The organism is Micromonospora sp. NPDC049114 (assembly GCF_040648635.1).
In the GTDB taxonomy this organism is placed as follows: domain Bacteria; phylum Actinomycetota; class Actinomycetes; order Mycobacteriales; family Micromonosporaceae; genus Micromonospora.
On the sequence record NZ_JBEZEA010000010.1, the window covers coordinates 144035 to 165188 of the forward strand.

Below are 21154 nucleotides of genomic sequence, written 5' to 3' on the forward strand. Positions count from 1 at the left end.
GCGTGCCTCAGGCGTCGCGACGGCGCAGCGCGGTCCGACCGAGCAGCAGGGCGGCGCCCGCCCAACCGGCGAGCACCAGCAGCCCGACCGCGCCCGGGTACGGCTCGGTGTCGCCCGCCATGAAGTGCCCACCGGCCACGCCGGGGAACGCGTCGGCGATCCGGTTCAGGACTGTGATGTCCGGCTCCTGCAGGGACAGCGGGACGATCATCAGGGTGGCGAAGAGCACGACGATCGTGAGCACCGCGCTGCGCAGTGCCGCGCCGAGGCCGAGCGCCAGGACGCTGACCAGGGCCAGATAGGTCGCCACCGCCACGATGTCGCCGATCGTGCCGGCGGTCGGCGCGCTGCCCCAGTCACCGAGCACCGGCCGGGCGACCAGGGCGCCGACACCGCCGAGCAGCAGTCCGAGGACGAAGGTGACGGCGCCGGCCACCACGGCCTTGGCCAGGAGCACCCGGCCGCGTGCCGGGGTGCACTGCAGGGTGGTCCGGATGGTGCCGCTGGTGAACTCCGTGGTGACGGCGAGCAATCCCAGCGCCAGCACGGCGTACTGGGTCAATTCGACCGCGTCGATCAGCACGCTGCCGACGGCGACGATGCCGGGGTCGTCGGCCGGGTCGTCGTTGGTGTTGGCGTTGGCCGCGTAGATGGCGAGCTGGCCGGCGCTCGCGGCCATCAGGAGCAGCCCGGCCAGCATCGTCCACCAGGTGCTGCGTACCGAGATCAGCTTGGTCCACTCGGCGGCCACGGCGGCCCGGAAGGCGGCCGGCGCGCTGACTGCCGGGGCGGCGGTGGGGCTGCTGCCCACCATGGTCTGCGTGCTCATCGTGCGTCACCTCCGGTCGGGCCGCCGGCGTACTCGACGCTGTCGGCGGTCAGCTCCATGAACGCCTGCTCCAGCGACGCGCCGTGCGGGCTCAGCTCGTGCAACCGCACCCCCAGCTCGTACGCCAGATCGCCGATCCGGTCGACCGTGGTCCCGGTGACGGTCAGCTCGTCCGGGCCGGCCGGCTCGACTGTGGCGCCGTGGGCCGCGAGACGTGCGGCGAGGGTGGCGAGCCCGTCGGGGTGCGGGCTGCGGACCCGTACGGCGAGTCCACTGCCCGCGATGACGTCGCCGACCGGGGCGTCGGCGAGCAGTCGTCCCCGGCCGATCACCACGAGTTGGTCGGCGGTGAGCTGCATCTCGCTCATCAGGTGGCTGGAGACGAAGACCGTGCGGCCCTGCCCGGCCAGGGAGCGCAACAGCTGCCGGACCCAGCGCACCCCGTCCGGGTCGAGGCCGTTCACCGGCTCGTCGAACATCAGCACCGGCGGATCGCCGAGCAGCGCGCCCGCGATGCCGAGCCGCTGGCCCATGCCCAGGGAGAGGGTTCGGCCCGGTTTCCCGGCGGCCCGCCCGTCCAGCCCGACGGTGTCGAGCACCTCGTCGACCCGCCGGGCGGGGATGCCGTTGCTGCGGGCCATGGCCAGCAGGTGCGCGCGCCCGGACCGGGTGGGGTGGATGGCCCGGGCGTCGAGCAGGGCGCCCACCTCGTGCAGCGGTCGCCGCAGCTCCCGGTACGACCGGCCGTGCACGAGCGCCGTTCCGGCGGTGGGCCGGTCCAGGCCGAGGATCATCCGCATGGTGGTGGACTTGCCGGCGCCGTTGGGGCCGAGGAAACCGGTGACCCGGCCGGGTGCGATGTCGACGGTCAGCGCGTCGACGGCGACTGTCGCCCCGAACCGTTTCGTCAACCCACGTAATGTGATCATGCGCTGACGCTAGGCGTCCGCCACGTCGGTCCGCCGCGCCCGAACGGCACCACCCCACACTGACTTTCGTCAGGTCGCCCGGGTCAGCGGATGTAGTCCTCCAGCAGCGCCGGGGTGAGCCCGGCCCGGTGGATCGCCTTCAACGCCGCGAGGAGGTCGTCCATCAGCGCCGGCCGGAAGTGCATCAGCAGCACGTCGCCCGGTTGGACGACCTTCTCCGGGGTCTGGTAGCGCACCTTGCCCTCGTGGACGGTCTCGGACCAGTGCAGGACGGCCTTCGCGCCGCAGTCCCGCGCGGCGGTCAGCGTGGTGCTGTCGTACTCGCCGAACGGCGGGCGGAACAGGGTCGCCCGCTTGCCGAACAGCGCCTCCAGCTTGTCCGCCGCCCCGCAGATCTCCTGCTTCTGGTAGTCGTACGACCGGCCGGCCAGCGAGTTGTGCCGGATCGTGTGGTTCTCGACGACCCCGCCGGCCACCTGGATCTGCCGGAAGTAGACGTCGTGCTCCTCGGCCGCCGGCGAGTTCAGGAACATGGTGACCGGGATGTGCGCCCGCCAGATGAAGTCGGCCACCGCGGGCGGGCGAGCCAGCCCACCGTCGTCGATGGTGATGAAGGCGACCTTCTGGTCGGTCGGCAGGCGGTGCCAGAACGGGATCGCGCCGGTCGCGGTCAGCGCCACCGGCTGCGGCGGCGGCGCCTCGGGAAAGGTCGGCGCCTGGGACACGTACCAGTCCAGGCTTCCCGGGGCGGGCGGGGCCGACGGGGACGGCGAGGCCGACAGCGACGGCGACGCCGCCAGGCTGGGTGCCGTGGCCGACGGGCTCGGCGGGGCCGCAGTGATCTGCCGGGCGTGGAACACCGGCCGGGCTGTGCAGGCACTCAGCGTCAACAGGGCGGCAAGCGTTGCGGCGGCGAGAATCCGACGAGCAGGGGTGACGGACACGCCCGGAAACATACCGAGTCAAGGTCAGGTGTCGCGTGCCCGCTCCCGTGCTGCCTTGCCCGGGCTGCGTAGCCTCGGATCGAGTCGATTCGATCAGCGAGGGCAGCCGATGACACGGTGGATCCTGCAGGTACTCGCCACCCTTGGCTTCGGCCTGCTGCTGGTCTTCATCGGGCTGACGATGACCCTCGACCTGTTCGGGTTTGTCGACGCGGAAACCCGCCGGTTGTCGAGGAACCCGTGGAACCGCCTGTGGGGCGTTCCGGAGCGGGATCCGGCCGAGGTGCGCGGGGCCGTCGGCTTCCGCTTCGGGCGGTTCCTCGTCGGCGGCGTCACGCTCCTCCTCGGAGCCGTGGCCGTCATCGGGGGCATCGTGCTACTGGTCGGCGGACCGCTCGACTGACCGCACCACGAAGGCGTCCGGCATCCGGAAGGTGAGGTTGTCCGGGCACCACGGCGGCCGGACCACGCTCACCCCGTCGAGCAGGGGCGTCGCCTCGGCCACCACCACTGCCGCCTCCATCCGGGCCAGCACGTCGCCGACGCAGCGGTGCGCACCCGCCCCGAACGCCAGGTGCCGGCGCGACCCGCGCTGCCCCGGGCGGAACTCGTCGGGGGCCTCGACGATCGCCGGGTCCCGGCCGGCGCGCGCCAGCCACAGCACGATGCTGGTGCCCGCCGGCACGGCGGTCCCACCCAGCGTGCCGTCCACCGCCGCGACGCGTCGCCACGTGACGATGGGCGGTTCGAGGCGCAGCCCCTCCTCGACGACGTCGGCCACCGCGACGTCGCCGGTGCGCAGGCCGGCGCGTACCGCCGGTTCGACTGCCAGCCGGTGCAGCAGCAGGGTGAGGAACTGCGAGGTGGTCTCCTGGCCGGCGACCAGCAGGAAGAAGAGCGCGCCGACCACCACGTCCGGCGGGTGGCCGCCCGCGCGCAGCTCGGCGGCCAGGCCGCCGCCGGTGGCCGCGAACTCCCGCAGTACGCCGTGGAAACGGCCCACCTCGCTGGCGAGCGCCAGCTGCCGGTCGCCGTCCAGGGGCGCCCAGAACAGCTCCAGCGCCGCCCGGGCGAACTCCTTGACCGCGCCGACCGGCGCGTCCGGCAACTCGACAAGCCGGGCCAGCACCAGCAGGGGCAGGTCGGCGGCGAGGTCCGCGTACAGGTCGACCGGCGCACCGGCGTCGAGCGCGGCGCGCAGCCGGGCCACCCGCTCCCGGACCAGAGCGGTGAGCCAGGGGCGCTGCGCCGCGACCCGGGTGGGGTGCAGTGCGTCCGCGACGATCGCCCGGATCTGCGGATGGCTGGCGGCGGAGTTGTTGGCGAGGGTCGGCGGCAACCGGAACCGGTGCCCGGCGAGCACCCGCAGCGCGCTCACCGGCATCGGGGTCACCGCGTCCAGGGCGTTGTCCGGCCGGTAGCGGACCGGGTCGGCGAGGACCTGCCGGACCAGGGCGTGCCGGGTGACGACGAGGTGACGGACGCCTACATGGTCGGTCACCTCGGCGACGTCCGGCCAGGGTGCCTCGACCTCGGACGCCCAGCCGGAGAACAGCACGTCGACACGCTAGCCGGCAGCCTTCGGCAGGCCGGCGCGCAACTGCCAGACGGTGGTGCGCTTCACCCGGACGCTCTCCAGGGCCTCCGGCACCGGCACGTCGTAGGTCGCCAGCTCGTCGAAGCGGTCCCGCGGCAGAAACGCCCGGCCGGGATCACCGACCAGCGCCGGCGCCCCGGCCCGGGTGGCGCGCAGCAGGAACCGCAGCACCCGGCGGGCCATCGCCTCGCTGTAGAACACGTCCCCGGCGAGCACCACCTCGGCGTCGCCCGCGTCACCGTCGAGGATGTCGCCGAACTCGGCGTCGACGCGTACCCCGTTGGCCTCGGCGTTGAGCGCGACGGCCGCGACGGCCAGCTCGTCCACCTCGACGGCCCGCACGGACGCCGCGCCGGCCCGGGCGGCGGCGATGGCCACCAGGCCGGAGCCCGAGGCGAGGTCGAGCACCCGGCGGCCGGCGACCAGCTCCGGGTGGTCGGTGACGTAGCGGGCGAGCGCCTGCCCGCCGGCCCACGCGAAGGCCCAGAACGGCGGCGGCCGGTCGCTGGAGAACTCGCCCTCGGTCAGCTCCCAGAGCCCGATCGGCTCGTCCGCCTGGTGCAGGCGCACCTCGGGAACGAAGGAGACCGGGGCGAGCCGGGCGTGCAGCCGGACGAAGGTGCTGGAGAGCTCGGACACCCGGCAATTCTCGCGCACCGGTCAGCCCGCCGACGCACGGAGACGGTCGGGGGAGTGGAGGTACGGGTGAAGGGTTCACCACTGTCGGTGAAATGACCCCCCGTGCTTGGCGTCCGGTGCGAAGACACCCCTCTGTCCGGCCCGCCCGATTCCTCCTAGCGTTTCCCTCCAGGGACGAGAAGGAGCGAGGTGGTGGTGATCGTGTGGCGGTACGCGCTGCGGCTCGGAGCGTTGGTTGCCGGCGTTGCAGGGGCGGTGCTGACCCTGGCCGCGCCGGCCCAGGCGGCCTTCGCCACCGAGATGAGCGGCCTGCCGGCCCGGTTCACCGCGGGAGGCCAGGTGCGCACGATCTCCGCCGTGGTCTCGCAGACGGACCGGCGCGGCGGATGCGCGAAGGTGCGCTGGTCGATGGTGCTGCGCGTACAGGGCATCCGGCTCGACCAGGTGAAGATGGACCGGGTGGAGGAGAGCGGCGACTTCCCGCTGGAGATCCGGACCGACGGTGACGTGGCCCGGCTGACCGATCGGCAACTCGACCCGGGCACGCTCTGCCCGGGCCGCACGGTCACCGCCCGCTACCGGGTGGCCTTCGCCGAGGACGTCACCCAGGGGCGGGTCACTCTCGCCGCCGAGGCGTACGACGCCAACCTGCGCCTGTTGGCCCGCCAGAGCGCAACCCGGTCGGTGGTGGGGGCGGGGGCCGGGCCGACCCGTACGCCGACACCGACGCCGAGCGCGACGGCGGCCGAGCCCAGCGACCCGCCGAGCGAGCCGGCGCCGGAGAGCGCCCCGGCCGAGGAACCGGTCGCCGACCAGAGCGTCGACGCCGCGCCGCCGGCCGCTGGCCGACCGGTCTCGCAGGCCGGTGGGTTCGGCATCGTGCAGGCCGCGTTCCTGCTCGGCGGGCTGCTGCTCTCGCTCGGGGTGGGGTTGCTGCTGCGGCTGCGTCACCTGACCCGGGCCACCGCCGAGGCCGAGGACCCGCCGGTGGACCGGCTCTGGGAGCGGCAGGCGCCGGCGGACCGCTGGCGACCGGCCCGCCGCTGACCGGGGGTCGTCGGGGCCGGCGGAGGACCGCCGGCCCCGACGGTGTCACTTCGTGAACGCCTGGAACTCGGCGATCCTGACCTGGGCCTTGGCCGGGCTGGCGGTCGCGCAGTCAGTCGTCGTGGCCGGGTCGTCGTCCTGCTCACCGGCGTACTGGGGGCCGCCGGTGCACTGGCTGGCCAGCACCTCTAGGCGCAGGTGGGTGGCGAGGGTGGCGGGCACGGCGAACGTCCGCAGGTTGATGTCGCGGCTGTACGCCCGGTACGCCCCGCCGGGGAACGCGTCGCCCGCGCTGGTGTAGATCCGCTGCCAGTGCGCCGGGTCGGCGCAGTCGGTGGTCGTCGCGTCGCACGCGGACACCGCGAACGAGCGCAACGCGCTGAGCGCGTTCTGACTGCCGGTGTCGGCGTCCCCGACGATGGCGGGTCGCAGCATCGCGCTGACGTTCACCCGCTTGACCGTCTGCGGGCCGTCGCCCGGGAGGTCCACGGTGAGCTGCCGGCCGGCCACCCCGTCCAGGGAGGCCCAGTTGGTCGCCTCGGTGTCGTCGGCGACCCGGTCCAGGTTGACCCCGTCGCCGCTGATCGTGGCACCGGAGGCCGTGGACGCGAGGTTGCGACTCAACCGCAGGTCCACGTAGCCGGTCCGGCCGGCGTCGGCGACCACGCTGAGCCGCTGGTGCCCGAAGCCGGGCGCGACGGCCAGCAGGTCGTACGTGCCGGCCACCATCTCCACGGTGTCCGGGATCGGCGTCGCCGGGTCGGTGTCCGCGATCGGCGTGGCCCGCGCCTCGTACGCCCCGACGTACACCCGGATCGGCGCGTCGGCGCTGTCCCCGCGGGGACGCAGGGTGAGCGTCGCGTTGCCGCCGCGCGGCGAGGCGAAGCTCGGCGTCGGGTCGGTGTCCGCGGCGCCGTTGGTGACGGCGTCCCGGCCCATCCCGGAGCGGGCGAACTCGGCCCAGATCAGGTCCTGGTTCGCGCCCCCGAAGCGCAGCAGGTCGGCGGTGAGCATGTTGTCCCGCATGTCGAGCATGCTGACCTGGCTGGCCGCCTGGAGCAGGAACGAGTCGAAGACCAGTTGCGACCAGCGCCGGTTGCCCGGGCACCTGTCGGCGGTGACCTTGCCCTGCGCGCACTCCAGCTGCCGCTGGGGGGTGCCGAGGCCGTACCGCTTGACCAGTGCCGAGCGGACCCGGTAGTTGGTGGCGCCCCAGATCTCCCCGTCGGCGTGCACGGCGGGGCCACCTGTGTTGTAGCCGATGTCGGAGTAGTTCAGCGGGCTGCGGCTCAGGTCGTAGTTGCGGATGCCGCTGACCAGGTTGCCGGTGACGTAGCCGCCGGTCACGAAGGGCGTCTCACCGGGAGCGCGCAGCCCGTTCTGGTACAGGTACTCGGCGGCGAGCAGGTCGCCCCACGACTCACCCATCGACCCGCCCTGGTGGCCGCTGATCCCGCTGTCCGGGCCGGCGATCATCCGGTTGGTGATGGCGTGGGTGTATTCGTGGCCGATCACCGTCATGTCGTAGTCGCCGTCCACGCACGGCGGGTACGGGCCACCGGCCTGCGGCTGCCACAGGTACATGTTTGTGGTCGGCGGCACGCCGTCGCGCCCGGTGCCCTGGTTGGCGTTGTTGCGGTTGCCGGTCAGCGCGCCCTGCTGCGCGCGACCCTGCTCGGCGTCACCGCCCAGCCCGGACGGGGTGAGGTTGACCGCCTGCAGGTTCCACGCCGACTCGGTGAAGCCCAGCTGGTACGCCCAGTCGTGCATGCGGTTGTGCATGACGAAGAGGTTGGCGATCGCCGCGTCCGCGTCGTTGCGCTGGGCGGAGGTGAACACCCCCGGGTTGCACTTGGCCTGGTGCCACTGGTCGGTGAACGGGTACTCGTAGCGGCGCTCCGGGCTGGGGGTGGCCGGGACGACCGGGGTGTTGTTGCCCCAGGAGAGCACGGTGTTGGCCGAGTTGCCGCGCGAGGTGAAGGTCGGTGTGCCGGTGGCCGCGTCGACGTCCCACGGCTGGCCGGTTGCCGGGTCCCGTTGCGCGAGCTGGCAGCCGGGGGCCGGGTCGCCGCACCAACGCACCCGGGGGTCCTGCCCGGCGGCGAGGTCGCGGGGCGGGGTGGCCGGGAAGACCGCCCAGCTCGGGTTGTCCGAGTCGTAGTCGACGAGGTCCTCGCGGACCAGCACCTGTCCGGTGGTGCCGTCCACGTAGCTGGTGAACGCCGCCGGGTGGTCGGCGTCCGCGCCGATCATGGTCACCTCGTAGGCGGCCCGGGGACCGTCCAGCGGGGTGGGCACGGCCACGGCGCGCACGGTGTGGCTGGCCACCGCCGTCGCGGTCAGCCGGGCGTCGGCGAGCGCGTCGGCGTACGCCTGCTCGGCGGTGCGGGTGGCCGGCGCGGGCGCGCGGGTGTCGCGGGCCAGCGAGGAGTTGACGGCGAGCACCGAGCCGCCCTGGACCGCGAGGGTGACCAGGCCGTCCGGCCCAGCCGGCAGGTCGCCGAAGCGCTGCCGCAGGGTCACCACGGCGCCGCTGCCGATCGGGCGGACCAGCACCCGGTCCAGGTCGGCGACCGTCGCGGCGTCCATGCCGTACAGGTCGCGGTTGGCCCGCAGGTAGGCGCGGGCGGCGGCCTCCGGGTCGGTGGGCAGCCCGGTGGCGAGCGGGGTGCGACCGGGGCCGAGTGCCTGCGGGGTGCCGAACCGGTTCCACCGCACGTCGGGGTCGGCCGCGCGGGCCAGGCCGCGCTGGCGGGCGTCGGGTGCGGCAGTACCGGAGCGGTTGTCGAGGTCGGCGGGCTCGTGGTTGCCCTCGGCGAACGGCCCGGACGAGCGGTGCGGGGACGGCGACCCGGCGGGGGCCGCGGTGCTCGTGCCGGTGGGTAGCAGCGCGGCGATGGTCGCGGTCGTCGCCAGGACGGCGATGAGCCGGCGTCGACGCCGGCTCATCGGGGGTGACCACTCCGGTTGTGGCACGGGACCTCCTCGTGGGAGCGGGATGGCCGGCGGCTGCCGACCGACGCAGCGCGGTGACGCATGCGCATCTGTGGATATCAGCCGGCCGGGGGCGCGGCAAGGTCCACGACCGCCGACGCGCCGACTGATCGAGATTAATCGACTTTACAAAAGGTACGCTCTTGTAAACCAACGTGACGGCTGTCACTGTCGATGCCAGAACGCGAGAGCGGAGGTTGGCCCATGACCGTCGATGCCGATCCGACAGTCGAGCCCGTTGCCTGGCGGGACCGTCGCAAGCCGCTCTGGCCGCTGGCGCTGCTGGTGCCGGCGCTGCCCTTCGTCGGCTTCGCGCTGTGGCGGTCCGGCGGCGGCGCCTGGGCGTGGTGGGTCACCCCGGCCATCGTCTTCGTCCTGATCCCGGTGGTCGACCTGCTGCTCGGCGACGACCGGCAGAACCCTCCCGAGGAGGCGGTGCCCCGGCTGGCGGCCGACGGCTACTACCGCTGGCTCACCTACCTCTACCTACCGGCGCAGTACGCGGCGCTGGTGCTGTGCTGCGCGGTGTGGGCCCAGGACAGCCTTTCCGTCGCCGGTGCCGCCGGTCTGGTGGCCACCGTCGGGGTGGTCAACGGCATCGCCATCAACACGGCCCACGAGCTGGGGCACAAGCGCGAGCGGGTGGAGCGCTGGCTGTCCAAGGTGGCCCTGGCGCCGGCCGCCTACGGGCACTTCTACGTCGAGCACAACCGGGGCCACCACGTACGCGTCGCCACGCCGGAGGATCCGGCGAGCTCGCGACTGGGGGAGAGCTTCTGGGCGTTCTGGCCGCGTACCGTCCTCGGCAGCCTGCGCTCGGCCTGGCGGTTGGAGACCAGCCGGTTCCGCCTCCGCGGCCGGTCCCCGTGGACCCACCGCAACGACGTGCTCAACGCGTGGGCCATGACCCTGGCGCTGTACGGCGCGCTGACAGTGGTCTTCGGCCCGGTGGTGCTGCCGTTCCTGGTCCTGCAGGCGGTGGTCGGCTTCTCCCTGCTGGAGGTGGTCAACTATCTGGAGCACTACGGGCTGGCCCGGCAGCGCACCGCCGCCGGACGCTACGAGAAGGTCGACGCGCGGCACAGCTGGAACAGCGACCGTACGGTCACCAACGTCTTCCTGTTCCAGCTCCAGCGGCACAGTGACCATCACGCGAACCCGCTGCGCCGCTACCAGACGCTGCGCAGCTTCGACACGTCACCGCAGCTGCCCGCCGGGTACGCGACGATGGTGGTCGTGGCGCTGGTCCCGCCGCTGTGGCGACGGGTGATGGACCACCGGGTGCTCGCGCACTACGGGGGCGATCGGGGGCTGGCCAACACGCGGCCCCGACGGTGACCGCTCAGTCGCCCGGTGCCCAGTCGGGGTCGCGGCCGAAGGCGGCCAGCAGACGATCCTGCTCGTCGGCGTCGGCGGGCATGCGCGCGCCGTCGCGCACCAGCTTGTCGCGCCGGTAGTCGTCGATCCGCCCGGCGAACCAGCGGGCGCACACGCGCACCGCATCCGGGTCGAACCGCGGGTCGGCGCCGATCGCCACCGCCAGATCCCAGCCGTGTACGAGGTGTTCGGCGAGGAGCTGCCGGACGTACTCGGCGGCCGGGGTCGGGCCGGCCGACAGGTGCACGGTGCGGTCGATGGTGCCGGGATGGATGACGGCGATCTCGGCCTGTGCGGCCGCCTCCCGTGCCGTCGTGACCGGATCCGCGCCGAGCTGGTCACCGTCGAAGCGGTGGCCGACCTCGTCGACGGTGCGGCCGGCGAGCAGGGGAACGCTCCACCGGTCCTCGCCGACGACGTGGTTGACCAGGGTGCGGACGTCCCAGTCCGGGCACGGTGTCTCCTCGGCCCACTGGCCGGGCCCGATCTGGTCCACCCGGTCGACGAACTCGGCCAGGCTCCGGCGGTACGCCTCCAGCAGGTCCATGCCGTCGATTGTTTCTCCTCGGCGTGCTGGCCCGAGCCGTTTTGCCCGGCCCGACGTACGGCGTCGTCCCGCCGTCGCCGCTCAGTCCAGGTCGGCCGGGCCCAGGCCCAGCTCCCGGGAGGTGACCAGCCGCACCCACTCCCCGAACTGCCGGCGGGAGATCACCCGGTCGTGCACGGCGAGCTGCACGGCGAGGCCGTCCATCACGGCGCTGATCCGCCACGCCGCCCCCTCCGGGTCGGCGCACTGGAAGGTGCCGTCGGCGACCCCGGCGGCGATGACGGCGGCGAGATCCTGCCGCCAGCGCAGGTCGAGCCGCCGGGACACCTTCTCCAACTCGGGGGTGCGCAGCGACTCGGACCAGCCGTCGATCCACATCGACCAGGAGGTCGCCCGCCCGGCCGGGGTGTAGAGCTTGAGGATCCGGCGGAGCTTGGTCAACGGCGGAGCGGAGGAGCGGGTGACCGCGTCCAGGCGGGCCAGGTCCTGCTCGACGGCGTACGCGAACGCCTGCGCGAGCAACCGCTCCTTGGTGGCGAAGTGGTAGAACACCAGGGCCTGACTCACGCCGGCGGCCTGTGCCACGTCCGCCGTCCGGGTGTTGGCAAGACCGCGCTCCACGATCACGTCGCAGGCTGTGCGCAGCAGGGCATCCAGGCGGATTTCGGCCGCACGTCTCGTCACGACCGTTACCGTAGCCCATCCATCCGAACACGAACAGTTACCACCGCCGTCCGTTTCGTGAGGTAAGAGTCGGAAGCCGGACACTTCCCTGGAATGCCGTGGTCCGGTCTCCCGACGGTGTTCGTCGCGGCCGGCCGCTCGCCGCAGCGGTACGTCCTCGCTGGTCAAAGGGTCTCTGCTGCCGGCAGCGGCATCGACCGTCGCATGATGCCGGGGTTGTGCCCGTCGGGAGCTGATGGGGAAATCAGGTTAGCTCCCTAGGAAGCCTGCACCATGTGGGTCCGGCCCACCCCCTGGGTCCGGCCTCCCGCCCCGCCCGCGCGGGAGGGGACGCGCCGACCCGGACCCCGAGTTGGCAGTCGTTCACCGGCTCGGCTAAAGTTCTCATCCGTCACCCGGGAACGCCGGGGGCGTGCGGACGTAGCGCAGCTGGTAGCGCATCACCTTGCCAAGGTGAGGGTCGCGGGTTCGAATCCCGTCGTCCGCTCGGAGCTGCCGCCACGCATGACGGGGGCAACCTCGGTGGGGTGGCCGAGAGGCGAGGCAACGGCCTGCAAAGCCGTGTACGCGGGTTCAAATCCCGTCCCCACCTCGGCATTATGCACGGGCGATTGGCGCAGTGGGAGCGCGCTTCCTTGACACGGAAGAGGTCACTGGTTCAAACCCAGTATCGCCCACCAGCTGTGGACGTACGACTGAGGCCCGCTACCGGACAACCGGTAGCGGGCCTCAGTCGTACTGGCCGTCCTACTCGCCCGCGCGGAGCACCTCGCTCAGCCGGTCGCGTCGCCGCAGCGCCGACTCGACAGGTACGACCGTCGCGGCGGCCACGAGCAGCGCCACGCTCACCAGAGCGAGCAGCCACCACGGCAGGACCGCCCCCGGATCGGCGGCCTGGCCGGTGAGCAGCCGCAGGTCGAGCGGGCCGAGCGTCAGGCGTGCGAGCAGGGCCCCGAGCAGCGGGCCGCACACCGCGGCGACCACTACCGGCGGTAGCACCTCTCCGGCGGCGACCCAGCGGGCGTCGCGGTGCCGCAGGCCGAGGGTCCGCAGCCGGGTCAGGGTCTGCCACCGCTCCGCCGCGCCCGCGGCGGCGGCGAGCGTGAGGCCGAGCAGCCCCAGCGCCAGCAGCATCGCGGCGGCCGTCCACGCCAGCCGGAGGAGTCCTGCGGTCAGCGGCGCCACCCGCTGCGCCCGCAGGACGTCCGCGCGCAGTACGACGTCGGCGGCGACGCCGCTGTTCGACACGGCCCGCGCCGCGCCGGGGCCGGTCACCCAGACGGTGTTCGGGACGGCGGGCAGCCCGGCGCTCGCGAGGGCCGCGGCGTCCACGATGACGACGTCACCGGCGCCACCGACGGAGGGCGCGGTGCCGACGGCGGTGAGACGGATCGCCGGGGCAACGTCCCGGGGGAGCTGCAACCGCGTACCGGCCCGCAACTCACCGTCGCTCGACCGGACCAGCGCCGGGACGTCCCCGGGGCCGGGTTTCCGGAGCCGGGCCAGGTCCGGCGCGTCGGGCAGCGGGGTGGTGGCCAGCAGGCGCTGGAACGCCGCGGTGTCCACGATGACCAGGCGTGGGGTGAACAGCGTCGACTCGCTGAAGACGCGCGCCGAGTCGGTCACCTGCGCGACGACCACCTGCCCGACGCCCGGTGCGGCGGCGATGCGCTCGGCGACCGCAGGCGTGGCGGCCCCGGCCTCGGCGCCGACGTCGAGGCGGGCGTCGGCGCCGACGCTGCTCCACGCGCCGTCGGCCAGGCCCCGGCTGACCGTGGTGCCGAGGATGAACGCGAACGACGCGAGCGCCGTGGCGCTCACCAGAACCAGCAGCGGTAGCGCGCGCCCGGCGGTCGCGGCGGCCCGGGCGGCACCGAACACGGCCAGCGGGCGGCGCGAGCGCAGGCCCTGTCGAAGCGCGAACCGTGCCCCGAGGGGCAGCAGCCGGATCAGGACCAGCGCACCGACCAGCACGCCCAGCGCGGGGGCGCTGATCGGCAGGATGGTGTCGCCGGTCAGCTCGCCGGTGTCGCCGTCGGAGGCGACGGGCAGGAGCCCGCCCTGGTGCAGGGTGACGAACGCGGCGACCGCGGCGATCAGGACGGCCGCCTCCACGGCGGCGCGGCGCAGCTGGCCGGTCGCCCGGATCCAGCGCCGAGCGGCCGCGTTGGCGGGTTGACGCCTGTCGCGGCTGGCGCGCGCGGCGGCGAGGATGCCGAACGCCGGCCCGGCGACGGCACCGGCCAGGACAGCGGGAACGGCCCAGGCCCAGGAGACGCCCGGAGCCGCCGCGCGGGCGAGCGCGAGCCCGACGGCGGCGGCCGCGAGGGACACCACAGTGGACTCGATCGTCAGTTCCGCACCGAGGTCGGGTAGCGCCGCCCCACGCTGCCGGGCGGCGCTCAGCGCCGGGGTGCGGCGGCGGACCAGCAGGTCGGCGGCGAGCAGCAGGACCAGTACCGTGGCGGTCAGCACCCCGATGAGCAGGACGGCCGCCTGCGCGGACACGGCGCTGATCCGTCCGCGGACCTCGCGCAGGGTGACGTCGAGCCGCGACTCCCATTTCAGGGACTCGTCACGGGCGGCCGACGAGCCGGACGCTGCCTTGAGCTTGACCACCTGGCTGGCGAGCGTCGCTGTGGTGTCCCAGGTGAGCGCATCGGGGACGGGTGCGAAGTGGACGGTGCGCCGCAGTTCGTTCTCGCCGACGGCGAGCCGGGCGTCCGGCAGCGACTCGCGTGACAGCAGGCCGGCGATCCGGGTGATCCCCACGCCGTCGGCGCCGGGCACCGGGTGCAGGAGCGCCGGGGCGAGTCGCCAGGCGGGGTCGGCGCTGTCCGCGGGTCGGTAGATTCCGCTGATCCGGACGTCCTTCTTGCGACCGTGGCCGTCCTTGACCGGAATCCGATCGCCGGGGCCGAGGTGGAGTTCTGTGGCGTCCGCCTCGGAGAGGCCGACCTGCACCGGCCAGGGCGGTCCCTGGTAGGGGGTCACGACGTATTCGTCGGTGACCGTGGGCCCGGGCGCGCTGCCGGCGATCCAGGTCACGTCCGGGCCGCCGCCATCGCCTGCCAGGTAGGTGAACTGGAAGGTACGTGGCGCGTTGCCCTCGGTGACGGTGAGGATCGGGCCGCTGGCGACGGCGATGGGCGAAAGCAGCACGGCGTCCAGGTCGGGCCCGAGCGCGGAGGTCGCCCGGTCCCGGAAATTGTCGATGTCATCGGCGAGGTGGGCGGTTCGGACCCGCCCGCCGGTCGGGCCGTCGTCGCGTTCCCAGTCGGCGCCTACGAGGACGTTCGAGTCCTGGCCGGAGCGGCGGACCGCGTCCTGGACGGCCTTGTCGGCGGCGGCGCGGAGCAGCCCCGGCACGGCCCCGGCGAGCAGCGCGACGGCAGCGATGACGGCGGCGGTGAGCAGCAGCGGTCCGGCGTCGGTCCGGCCACGGCCGCGGACGCTGGGCCAGTGCGGCGCCGGCCACCGGCGGGTCAGCCAGCGGTTCACGGCGCCACCCGCAGGTGCGCGGCGTCGGCCCGGCGGACCTGGACGGTGACCACGACGGCGACTGCCAGCAGGCATCCGGCGAGCAGTACGGCGAGCAGCGCGGTCTCGGCAGGCCACGGCCACTGCGGCTGGGCGGCCGGGATGGGCGCGGCGCCGGTGTCGGAGCGCACGAGCAGGGGGGCGACGACGCGGGTGGCGAGCGCGCCGACGGCCGCGCCCGCCGCGAGCAGGGGCAGCAGCACGCCGACGTGCTGGCCGAGCAGCACGGCCCGGATGCCGCGCCGGGACATCCCGAGGCCGCGCAGCCGCGCCACCTCGACGGCGCGGGCCTGCAGATCGCAGGTGACGTGCAGGACGACGCCGGCGAGCAGCAGCAGGGCCGCGGCCGGGACGATGAGCCGCAGCGCGGCGGGCAGCCCGGCGCGCAGCGGGCCGCCGGTGAGGCGGGCGGTCTCCGCCTCGCGGTTCGTGACGGTGCCCAGGTGCAGGGCTGTGGCCCGTTCGGCGGCGTCGGGACCGGCGGGGTGGCCCACCCACCAGGCGTCGACCGGGAACGTCAGGTCGCCGGTGACGGCGCGTGCGCGGGACAGCGTGTCCAGGTCGGCAAGGACGGCGACGGCACCGGGGGCGGAGGGCACGGTCGGCACGACCTCGGCCACGACGATGGGGACGGGCGTGGTGCCGACGGTGACGCTGAGGGTGCTGCCGCTGGCGACACCCACCTCGCTGGCGAAGCGGGCGGACACGGCGACGGGCACCGGCCCGGGGTCCGCGAAGGCGGTGGCGACGAGGGTCCGGGCGGCGTCGTCGGCGCTGTCGAGGTCTACTGTCGCGGCCATCCGCAGCGCGGTTCCGGTAGGCGCGGGAGACAGTTGGACGGTCAGGTCGCGCATCCTGCTCGGAACCGGCGGCGCGGAGGTGGCGGTCCAGTCCGACCCGTCGGTGGGCCGCTCCGGCGAGCCCGCGGGCGGCACGGTGAGCGCGACCGCTATGGCGACGGGTCCGGTGATGGCCACGGGTTCGTCGCCCACGTCGGTGGTGACCGGCAGGGCGACCGCGACGAGACGCAGCCCGTCAGCTGTCGCGCAGGCGGGGAGCCGAAACTCCCGGCCGTCGAGCGGTATGGCAGGACCGGTGCAGGACGTGCGCAGTCCGGTGGCGTCCTGCAGCAGCAGCCGCGGCGTCACGGCGAGCGAGGCGCCGCCGGCCGCCGTCCCGCTCAGGACGAGCGGGGCGCCGGCCGCGACGGCGAGGCCGGTGATTCGGGTACGTGGTGCCAGGGTGGCACCGACGTCCGCCCATCCGCGGTCGCTGTCCACCGGCCCGCGCAGCAGCGCGTCGGCGCGGGTGGTGTCGACGGCTACCAGGCGTGGCGCGTCGCCGGCGGTGCCGAGCCACTGGCCGACGGCGGTGCCACGGTTGAGGACCGGACTCACCGCCCCGGCGGTGGCCGCGCTGACGACCGCGCCGTCTCCGGGCACCGGCGTCGTACCGAGGGTGAGTGCCAGGTCGGTGCCGACGGAGAGCGCGGCCTGGTCGCGCTGCGACTGGTGCCAGGTGGCGTCGAAGGCGAGGCCGAACGTTCCGGCCGCGCAGGCCAGCCCGACGAGCAGCCCGGCGGCGACCGCCTGGGGCCGGCGGGCGCTCTCGGACACCGCCAGTGGGAGGGCCAACCCACGGGCGCGGTACGCCAGCCGGTCGGCGCCGCGCAGGGCGGGCAGTACCACCCGCAGCGCCAGGGCGGCGCCGGCGGTGAGCAGCAGCGCCGGCGCGAACATCCGGACCGCGTCGGCGCGTGGACTGGCGACGGTGGGCTGCGCGTGCAGCTGCCACCATCCGGCGATGGCGAACACCGCGAGCATCAGGTCGGCGCCGGATCGGGCCAGCAGTTCGCGGCGGGTACGCCGGTCGCCGGGTGCCGGCACGGGCCGGATCGCCAGGACGGTGAGCACAGCGGTGAGCACCAGCGCGCCGCCGGCCACCGCGAGGACCTGCGCGCCGGTGATGGCCGGCCGGACGGTCAGCCCGGCATCGTCCAGCGGCGAGAGGTGGGTCAGGCCGGCGTGCAGGGCCGACGAGGCAGGTATGGCGAGCGCCGTGGCGACGGCGGCGACGAGCCCTGCCTCCAGTGTCGCGGTGGCCGCGAGTTGGCCACGGCTGGCGCCCAGGGCTGACCGCAGGGCTGTCTCGTCCGCGCGGATGCCCGCGGTGAGCCGGCCGGCGAGGACGAGTGCCGTCGCGGCCAGGACCCCGCCGAGGACGGCGGTGGCGAGCACGACGGCGGCTGTCGCGCGCCGTTGGTCGTCGGCGTTCCCCAGGGTCAGCGCCAGGTCGGAGGAGACACGGGCGAGCGTGACCCGGTCGCCGAGGGTGCCGGCCAGCCGGCGGTCGGCGCTGCGGACGGCCCCGGCCATGGTTTCGAGGTCGCGACGGTGGGGGTGGGACAGGTCCGGATGGGCGGTGATTTCCATCCGGTCGACGGTGGCCCCGGTGGTGAGCAGGTCGGCGAGGTCGACGAGGAACGGCCCGTAGGCGTTGACGGGTTGCAGGAAGCGGCCGTCCCGGTAGCCGGTGGCGGAGCCGGCCGCGGCGAGCGGGTCGCGGTCCCAGCCGCGACCGGGCAGCGGGCGTACGACGCCGACGACTGTCACGTCGATGGCCGGGACGGGCGGGTGGGCCAGCTCGGCGCCGAGGCGCACCCGGCTGCCGGGGGTGAGGTGCAGGAGTCCGGCTGTGGATTCCAGCAGCACCGCGTCGCCGGGGTGCTGTGGCCAGTGCCCGGTGATCAGCTCGGCTCGGGCCGGCAGGTCGTCCAGCCCCGACAGGTACGCCTGGGGCGGGACCGTGGTGCCCGGGGCGAGCGCGGGCGGCAGCGCCCGCAGCACCGTCGACGCCCGCGCGGTGGTCGTCACCGGGAACGGTGCGAGCGCGGAGGTCACCACGGTACGGGTGTCGGCGGCGACGGACCGCGTGTCCCGACCCTCCACGGCTCCGGTGTAGACGGTCACGTCGACGGCGGAGGGGGCGGCGCGGGCCACGGCGACCTCCAGCGCCCGCTCGGCGGTGCGGGTGACCAGCAGGGTGCAGGTGCCCAGCAGTGTCGCGCCGATCGTGACGACCCCGAGGAGGGCCGCCAGCAACTGCCACTGCGCGCGGGCACGCCGGCTGACCAGCCTCAGCATCGTCGCGTTACCTGGCGTCCGGCACGGGCGCGTACGGCTGCCCGGTCGCCTGTTCGTCGAGGTGTCCGTCGTGGATGCGGATCACCCGGTCGGCCAACGCCATCATCACCGCGTCGTGCGTCGACACCAGCACTGTGACGCCTTCGGATTCCGCTATCCCGCGCAGCAGGGCCATCACCGACAGACCTGTCTCGGCATCCAGTTGCCCGGTGGGCTCGTCGGCGAGCAGCAGCCGGGGCGAGGCGGCCAACGCGCGGGCGATCGCCACCCGCTGCTGCTGGCCGCCGGACAGCTCGGTCGGCCGCTGCCGGGCGTGATCGGCCAGGCCGACCAGATCCAGCAGCAACTCCACCCGCCGCTCGCGCTCGGCCGGGGCGGCGCGGGCCAGCCGCAGGGGGGCGGCGACGTTCTCCGCGGCCGACAGCACCGGGATCAGTCCGAAGCTCTGAAAGACGTACGACACCTTCTCGCGCCGCAGCCGGGACAGGCCGTCCTCGTCGAGCGCGCTGATGTCGGCGCCGTCGACGTGCACGGAGCCGGCGTCCGGGCGGTCCAGGCCGCCGATGACGTTGAGCAGTGTGGTCTTGCCCGAGCCGGACCGGCCGACGAGCGCCACCATGGAACCGGCGGCCACGTCGAACGACACCCCGCGCAGGGCGTGGACGACCGTCGGGCCGGTGCGGAAGCGTCGGTGTACGTCGCGCACGCGCAGCAGCGGCTCGCCGCTCATTCGCCGCTTCCCGCGTCGGGACGGATCGTGATGTGGTCGGGTTCCAGGGCCAGCCGGACCCGTCGGGTCAGCGCCAGCGCCTGGCGGAACTCGCGGGGCACCTGGACCCGCCCGGCCCGGTCCATCACGGCGTACTCCTCGGCGATCACGTGGGTGTCGCCCTCCGCGTCGGTGGTGGTGCGACGCAGCACCTCGCTGCTGGTGCGCCCGTCCCGGATCGCGATGGTCCGTTCGACCTGGCCGCTGACCTCCGCGTCGTGGGTCACCACGACAACTGTGACGCCGTAGCGCCTGTTGACGTCCCGCAGCACGCCGAAGACCTCCGCTGACGTGGCGGCGTCCAGTTCGCCGGTCGGTTCGTCGGCGAGCAGGACCCGCGGCTGGTTGGCCAGCGCCACAGCTATCGCCACCCGCATCTGCTGCCCTCCGGAGAGTTGCCCGGGGCGCCGGTCCGCGCAGTCGGCGACTCCGAGGCTGTCCAGCAGTTCGGCCGCGCGCTCCCGGCGCTCCTTCTTCGCGGTCCGGGCCGCCGTCATCGGCAGGTCCACCATCTCCCGTGCCGTCAGGTAGGGGATCAGGTTGCTCGCCGTCTGCTGCCGTACGAACCCGACGGTGTGCCGGCGGTAGTCCACCCGGTCCGCGCGGGACATCGCCAGCAGGTTCCACTTCTCGACCCGGACGCGCCCGGCGGTGGGGGCGTCGATGCCGGCCAGGATGGAGAGCAGCGTCGACTTGCCCGACCCGGAGGCGCCGACGACGGCGACCAGCTCACCACTCTGCACGGCCAGGTCCAGGCCCTGTAGCGCCTGCACCTCGATCGAACCGGTCTGGTAGATCCGCACCAGGTTCTCGCAGACGATGAGCGCGTCCCGGCCGAACTCGGGCGTCCGCGCGGATGGTTGCGGCAGGGACAGCGGTGTGCTGGACATTGCGAGCAGTTTCGCAATCCGCGGCTCCGTTGACCATGCCCCGGGGCGGCTTTTCTGCGTTCCGGGTGAGCATCTGCTCCGGGAACGTGTCAGCGAGCGGGCGGCCCGGTCAGAAGATCAGCAGCCGGACCTCGGCCACCGGCCGGAAACCGAGGCGGCGGTAGACCGCCTCGGCGATGGGTGACGAGGTGAGCGGGCGCCGATGTCGGCTATGCCGTTGCGGAGAGCAGTGCCTCGGCGAGGTCGGTGCGGGCGCTGAGCAGGCTCCGGCCCCGCCGGTGGGTCACCACCAGACCGGCCGCGCGCAACGCGGTGAGGTGCTGGGAGACGCCGCCGGGTGACATCCCGCTGCGACGGGCCAGCTCGGTGGTGCTCGCCGGCCCGATCAGTTCGGTGAGCAGCCGGGCCCGCCCGCGGCCGAGCACCGCGGCCAGCGCGTCCGGGACGCCGGTGGGCCGCTCCCAGAGGGTGCCCAGCCCACTGGCGGGGTAGGCGAGCTGCGGCGCGTCCCCGGCGGACACGCTCAGCACCGACGGCCAGACGAAGACCGACGGGACCAGCACCAGGCCCGGGCCGTCCGCGACGTCCGGGGCCAGGCAGTGCCGCTGCGCGACGACAAGCGTGTCGCCCTCCCACCGGACCTGCCGGTGCAGATCGTTGAGGAGCACCGCAGCGCCGTCCTCGGCGAGCAGCCGGGCGCGTGCGGTGACATCGGCGTCGAGCAGCAGCCGCAGTCGCGGCCAGTGCGGGGCCAGGGCGATCCGCCAGTACGCCTCGATCTCCTCGCTGAGGCGGCGCAGCCCGGCCGGCGGGTCGACGTACAGGGCGGCCAGCGCCGGCGTCCGGTCGCCCGGATACAGGTCCAGGTGGGCGCGGACGACGCTGGCCGGGGTGGCCCGCAGGGCGGTCAGTTCGGCGGCCAGATCGGGGTTGAGGTTGGCCGGCGGAGGGGTGAGGAAGTCGGCCAGGTAGCCGGGCGGGGTCGGCACGAGCTGCCAGAGCAGCCCACCGTCCGCCTCGATCAGACCCGCCTCGACCAGCTGTCGACGTACCCGGCGTACCCAGGGCAGGTGGACCGCGTGGTCTCCGGGGTCGCGCAGCACGCGGACGCTCGCGACGACTTCCCACAGGCAGGAGACGGCGAACCGGATGCGAGCGACGGCGCCCGCCGACATGCTGATGGCGACCACGGCACCCCCCGGTGGTTTCAGCTGGCGCTAAAACA

The 21154-nt window shown here is 74.2% G+C and carries 16 protein-coding genes and 3 tRNA genes; 6 read left to right on the plus strand and 13 right to left on the minus strand.

Features of this window, described 5'->3' with window-relative positions; all coding sequences use genetic code 11:
- Nucleotides 1-7 precede the first annotated feature (7 nt).
- The 3 genes from AB0B39_RS25220 to AB0B39_RS25230 all read right to left on the minus strand — a co-directional run bounded on the left by AB0B39_RS25220 (nucleotide 8) and on the right by AB0B39_RS25230 (nucleotide 2702).
- Nucleotides 8-829, minus strand: coding sequence for an ABC transporter permease (locus AB0B39_RS25220; RefSeq protein ID WP_357575553.1), 822 nt, complete (start codon nucleotides 827-829; stop codon nucleotides 8-10).
- Entirely contained in the window at nucleotides 826-1758 is a 933-nt protein-coding gene (locus tag AB0B39_RS25225; protein ID WP_357495672.1) for an ATP-binding cassette domain-containing protein, read from the minus strand. Before AB0B39_RS25225 ends, AB0B39_RS25220 begins: the two co-directional genes overlap by 4 nt.
- Nucleotides 1759-1841: 83 nt before the next feature.
- Nucleotides 1842-2702 (minus strand): polysaccharide deacetylase family protein, encoded by an 861-nt coding sequence (locus tag AB0B39_RS25230; RefSeq protein WP_357575554.1) that lies wholly within the window; start codon nucleotides 2700-2702, stop codon nucleotides 1842-1844.
- A 109-nt stretch (nucleotides 2703-2811) separates the two neighbouring features.
- Between AB0B39_RS25230 and AB0B39_RS25235 the strand changes: the two genes are divergently transcribed.
- Complete coding sequence (locus AB0B39_RS25235) at nucleotides 2812-3105, plus strand: hypothetical protein (RefSeq protein ID WP_357575555.1); 294 nt, start codon at nucleotides 2812-2814, stop codon at nucleotides 3103-3105.
- On the opposite strand, the gene AB0B39_RS25240 is transcribed toward AB0B39_RS25235, so the two are convergent.
- Both AB0B39_RS25240 and AB0B39_RS25245 read right to left on the minus strand, forming a co-directional pair.
- Nucleotides 3079-4203 (minus strand): cytochrome P450, encoded by a 1125-nt coding sequence (locus tag AB0B39_RS25240; protein WP_357575597.1) that lies wholly within the window; start codon nucleotides 4201-4203, stop codon nucleotides 3079-3081. The genes AB0B39_RS25235 and AB0B39_RS25240 overlap by 27 nt on opposite strands.
- Before the next feature lie 66 nt (nucleotides 4204-4269).
- Nucleotides 4270-4938: a 50S ribosomal protein L11 methyltransferase gene (locus tag AB0B39_RS25245; RefSeq protein WP_234581593.1), complete on the minus strand. Its 669-nt coding sequence runs from the start codon at nucleotides 4936-4938 to the stop codon at nucleotides 4270-4272.
- A 192-nt stretch (nucleotides 4939-5130) separates the two neighbouring features.
- Here AB0B39_RS25245 and AB0B39_RS25250 point away from each other — a divergent pair, with 192 nt between their 5' ends.
- Entirely contained in the window at nucleotides 5131-5985 is an 855-nt protein-coding gene (locus tag AB0B39_RS25250; RefSeq protein WP_357575556.1) for a hypothetical protein, read from the plus strand.
- Between the two features lie 45 nt (nucleotides 5986-6030).
- On the opposite strand, the gene AB0B39_RS25255 is transcribed toward AB0B39_RS25250, so the two are convergent.
- On the minus strand, nucleotides 6031-8961 hold the full coding sequence (locus tag AB0B39_RS25255; protein WP_357575557.1) for a M36 family metallopeptidase: 2931 nt from the start codon (nucleotides 8959-8961) through the stop codon (nucleotides 6031-6033).
- A gap of 222 nt (nucleotides 8962-9183) precedes the next feature.
- Here AB0B39_RS25255 and AB0B39_RS25260 point away from each other — a divergent pair, with 222 nt between their 5' ends.
- A complete protein-coding gene (locus tag AB0B39_RS25260; protein WP_357575558.1) occupies nucleotides 9184-10317 on the plus strand; it encodes an alkane 1-monooxygenase in 1134 nt (377 codons plus the stop codon).
- A gap of 4 nt (nucleotides 10318-10321) precedes the next feature.
- Here the strand turns inward: AB0B39_RS25260 and AB0B39_RS25265 are convergent, their stop codons facing one another.
- Both AB0B39_RS25265 and AB0B39_RS25270 read right to left on the minus strand, forming a co-directional pair.
- Nucleotides 10322-10903, minus strand: a complete 582-nt coding sequence (locus AB0B39_RS25265; RefSeq protein ID WP_357575559.1) for a TIGR03086 family metal-binding protein — start codon at nucleotides 10901-10903, stop codon at nucleotides 10322-10324.
- A gap of 81 nt (nucleotides 10904-10984) precedes the next feature.
- Nucleotides 10985-11587 carry a TetR/AcrR family transcriptional regulator gene (locus AB0B39_RS25270; RefSeq protein WP_234581598.1) on the minus strand — a complete coding sequence of 201 codons (603 nt, stop codon included), beginning with the start codon at nucleotides 11585-11587 and terminating at the stop codon, nucleotides 10985-10987.
- A gap of 414 nt (nucleotides 11588-12001) precedes the next feature.
- Between AB0B39_RS25270 and AB0B39_RS25275 the strand changes: the two genes are divergently transcribed.
- From AB0B39_RS25275 to AB0B39_RS25285, 3 genes are all read left to right on the plus strand, one after another.
- A tRNA-Gly gene (locus AB0B39_RS25275) sits at nucleotides 12002-12074 on the plus strand.
- 34 nt (nucleotides 12075-12108) lie between these two features.
- Nucleotides 12109-12179, plus strand: a tRNA-Cys gene (locus AB0B39_RS25280).
- 13 nt (nucleotides 12180-12192) lie between these two features.
- A tRNA-Val gene (locus AB0B39_RS25285) sits at nucleotides 12193-12267 on the plus strand.
- A 67-nt stretch (nucleotides 12268-12334) separates the two neighbouring features.
- Here AB0B39_RS25285 and AB0B39_RS25290 read toward each other — a convergent pair.
- From AB0B39_RS25290 to AB0B39_RS25310, 5 genes are all read right to left on the minus strand, one after another.
- A complete protein-coding gene (locus AB0B39_RS25290; protein ID WP_357575560.1) occupies nucleotides 12335-15088 on the minus strand; it encodes an FtsX-like permease family protein in 2754 nt (917 codons plus the stop codon).
- On the minus strand, nucleotides 15085-18270 hold the full coding sequence (locus AB0B39_RS25295) for an FtsX-like permease family protein (RefSeq protein WP_357575561.1): 3186 nt from the start codon (nucleotides 18268-18270) through the stop codon (nucleotides 15085-15087). The genes AB0B39_RS25290 and AB0B39_RS25295 overlap by 4 nt, the downstream gene beginning before the upstream one ends.
- 7 nt (nucleotides 18271-18277) lie before the next feature.
- Entirely contained in the window at nucleotides 18278-19000 is a 723-nt protein-coding gene (locus tag AB0B39_RS25300; protein ID WP_357495654.1) for an ABC transporter ATP-binding protein, read from the minus strand.
- The gene (locus AB0B39_RS25305) at nucleotides 18997-19929 is read right to left on the minus strand and encodes an ABC transporter ATP-binding protein (RefSeq protein WP_357575562.1); all 933 of its coding nucleotides are present in this window, start codon (nucleotides 19927-19929) and stop codon (nucleotides 18997-18999) included. Before AB0B39_RS25305 ends, AB0B39_RS25300 begins: the two co-directional genes overlap by 4 nt.
- 209 nt (nucleotides 19930-20138) lie before the next feature.
- Nucleotides 20139-21119: a DUF5937 family protein gene (locus tag AB0B39_RS25310; RefSeq protein ID WP_357495650.1), complete on the minus strand. Its 981-nt coding sequence runs from the start codon at nucleotides 21117-21119 to the stop codon at nucleotides 20139-20141.
- Between the last annotated feature and the right edge of the window lie 35 nt (nucleotides 21120-21154).

Excerpts from the sequence above, each read along its gene's own strand:
- AB0B39_RS25305 (WP_357575562.1), bottom strand. The coding sequence starts at position 19,929 with ATGTCCAGCACACCGCTGTCCCTGCCGCAACCATCCGCGCGGACGCCC.
- AB0B39_RS25235 (WP_357575555.1), top strand. The coding sequence starts at position 2,812 with ATGACACGGTGGATCCTGCAGGTACTCGCCACCCTTGGCTTCGGCCTG.
- AB0B39_RS25225 (WP_357495672.1), bottom strand. The coding sequence starts at position 1,758 with ATGATCACATTACGTGGGTTGACGAAACGGTTCGGGGCGACAGTCGCC.
- AB0B39_RS25265 (WP_357575559.1), bottom strand. The coding sequence starts at position 10,903 with ATGGACCTGCTGGAGGCGTACCGCCGGAGCCTGGCCGAGTTCGTCGAC.
- AB0B39_RS25295 (WP_357575561.1), bottom strand. The coding sequence starts at position 18,270 with ATGCTGAGGCTGGTCAGCCGGCGTGCCCGCGCGCAGTGGCAGTTGCTG.
- AB0B39_RS25220 (WP_357575553.1), bottom strand. The coding sequence starts at position 829 with ATGAGCACGCAGACCATGGTGGGCAGCAGCCCCACCGCCGCCCCGGCA.
- AB0B39_RS25260 (WP_357575558.1), top strand. The coding sequence starts at position 9,184 with ATGACCGTCGATGCCGATCCGACAGTCGAGCCCGTTGCCTGGCGGGAC.
- AB0B39_RS25300 (WP_357495654.1), bottom strand. The coding sequence starts at position 19,000 with ATGAGCGGCGAGCCGCTGCTGCGCGTGCGCGACGTACACCGACGCTTC.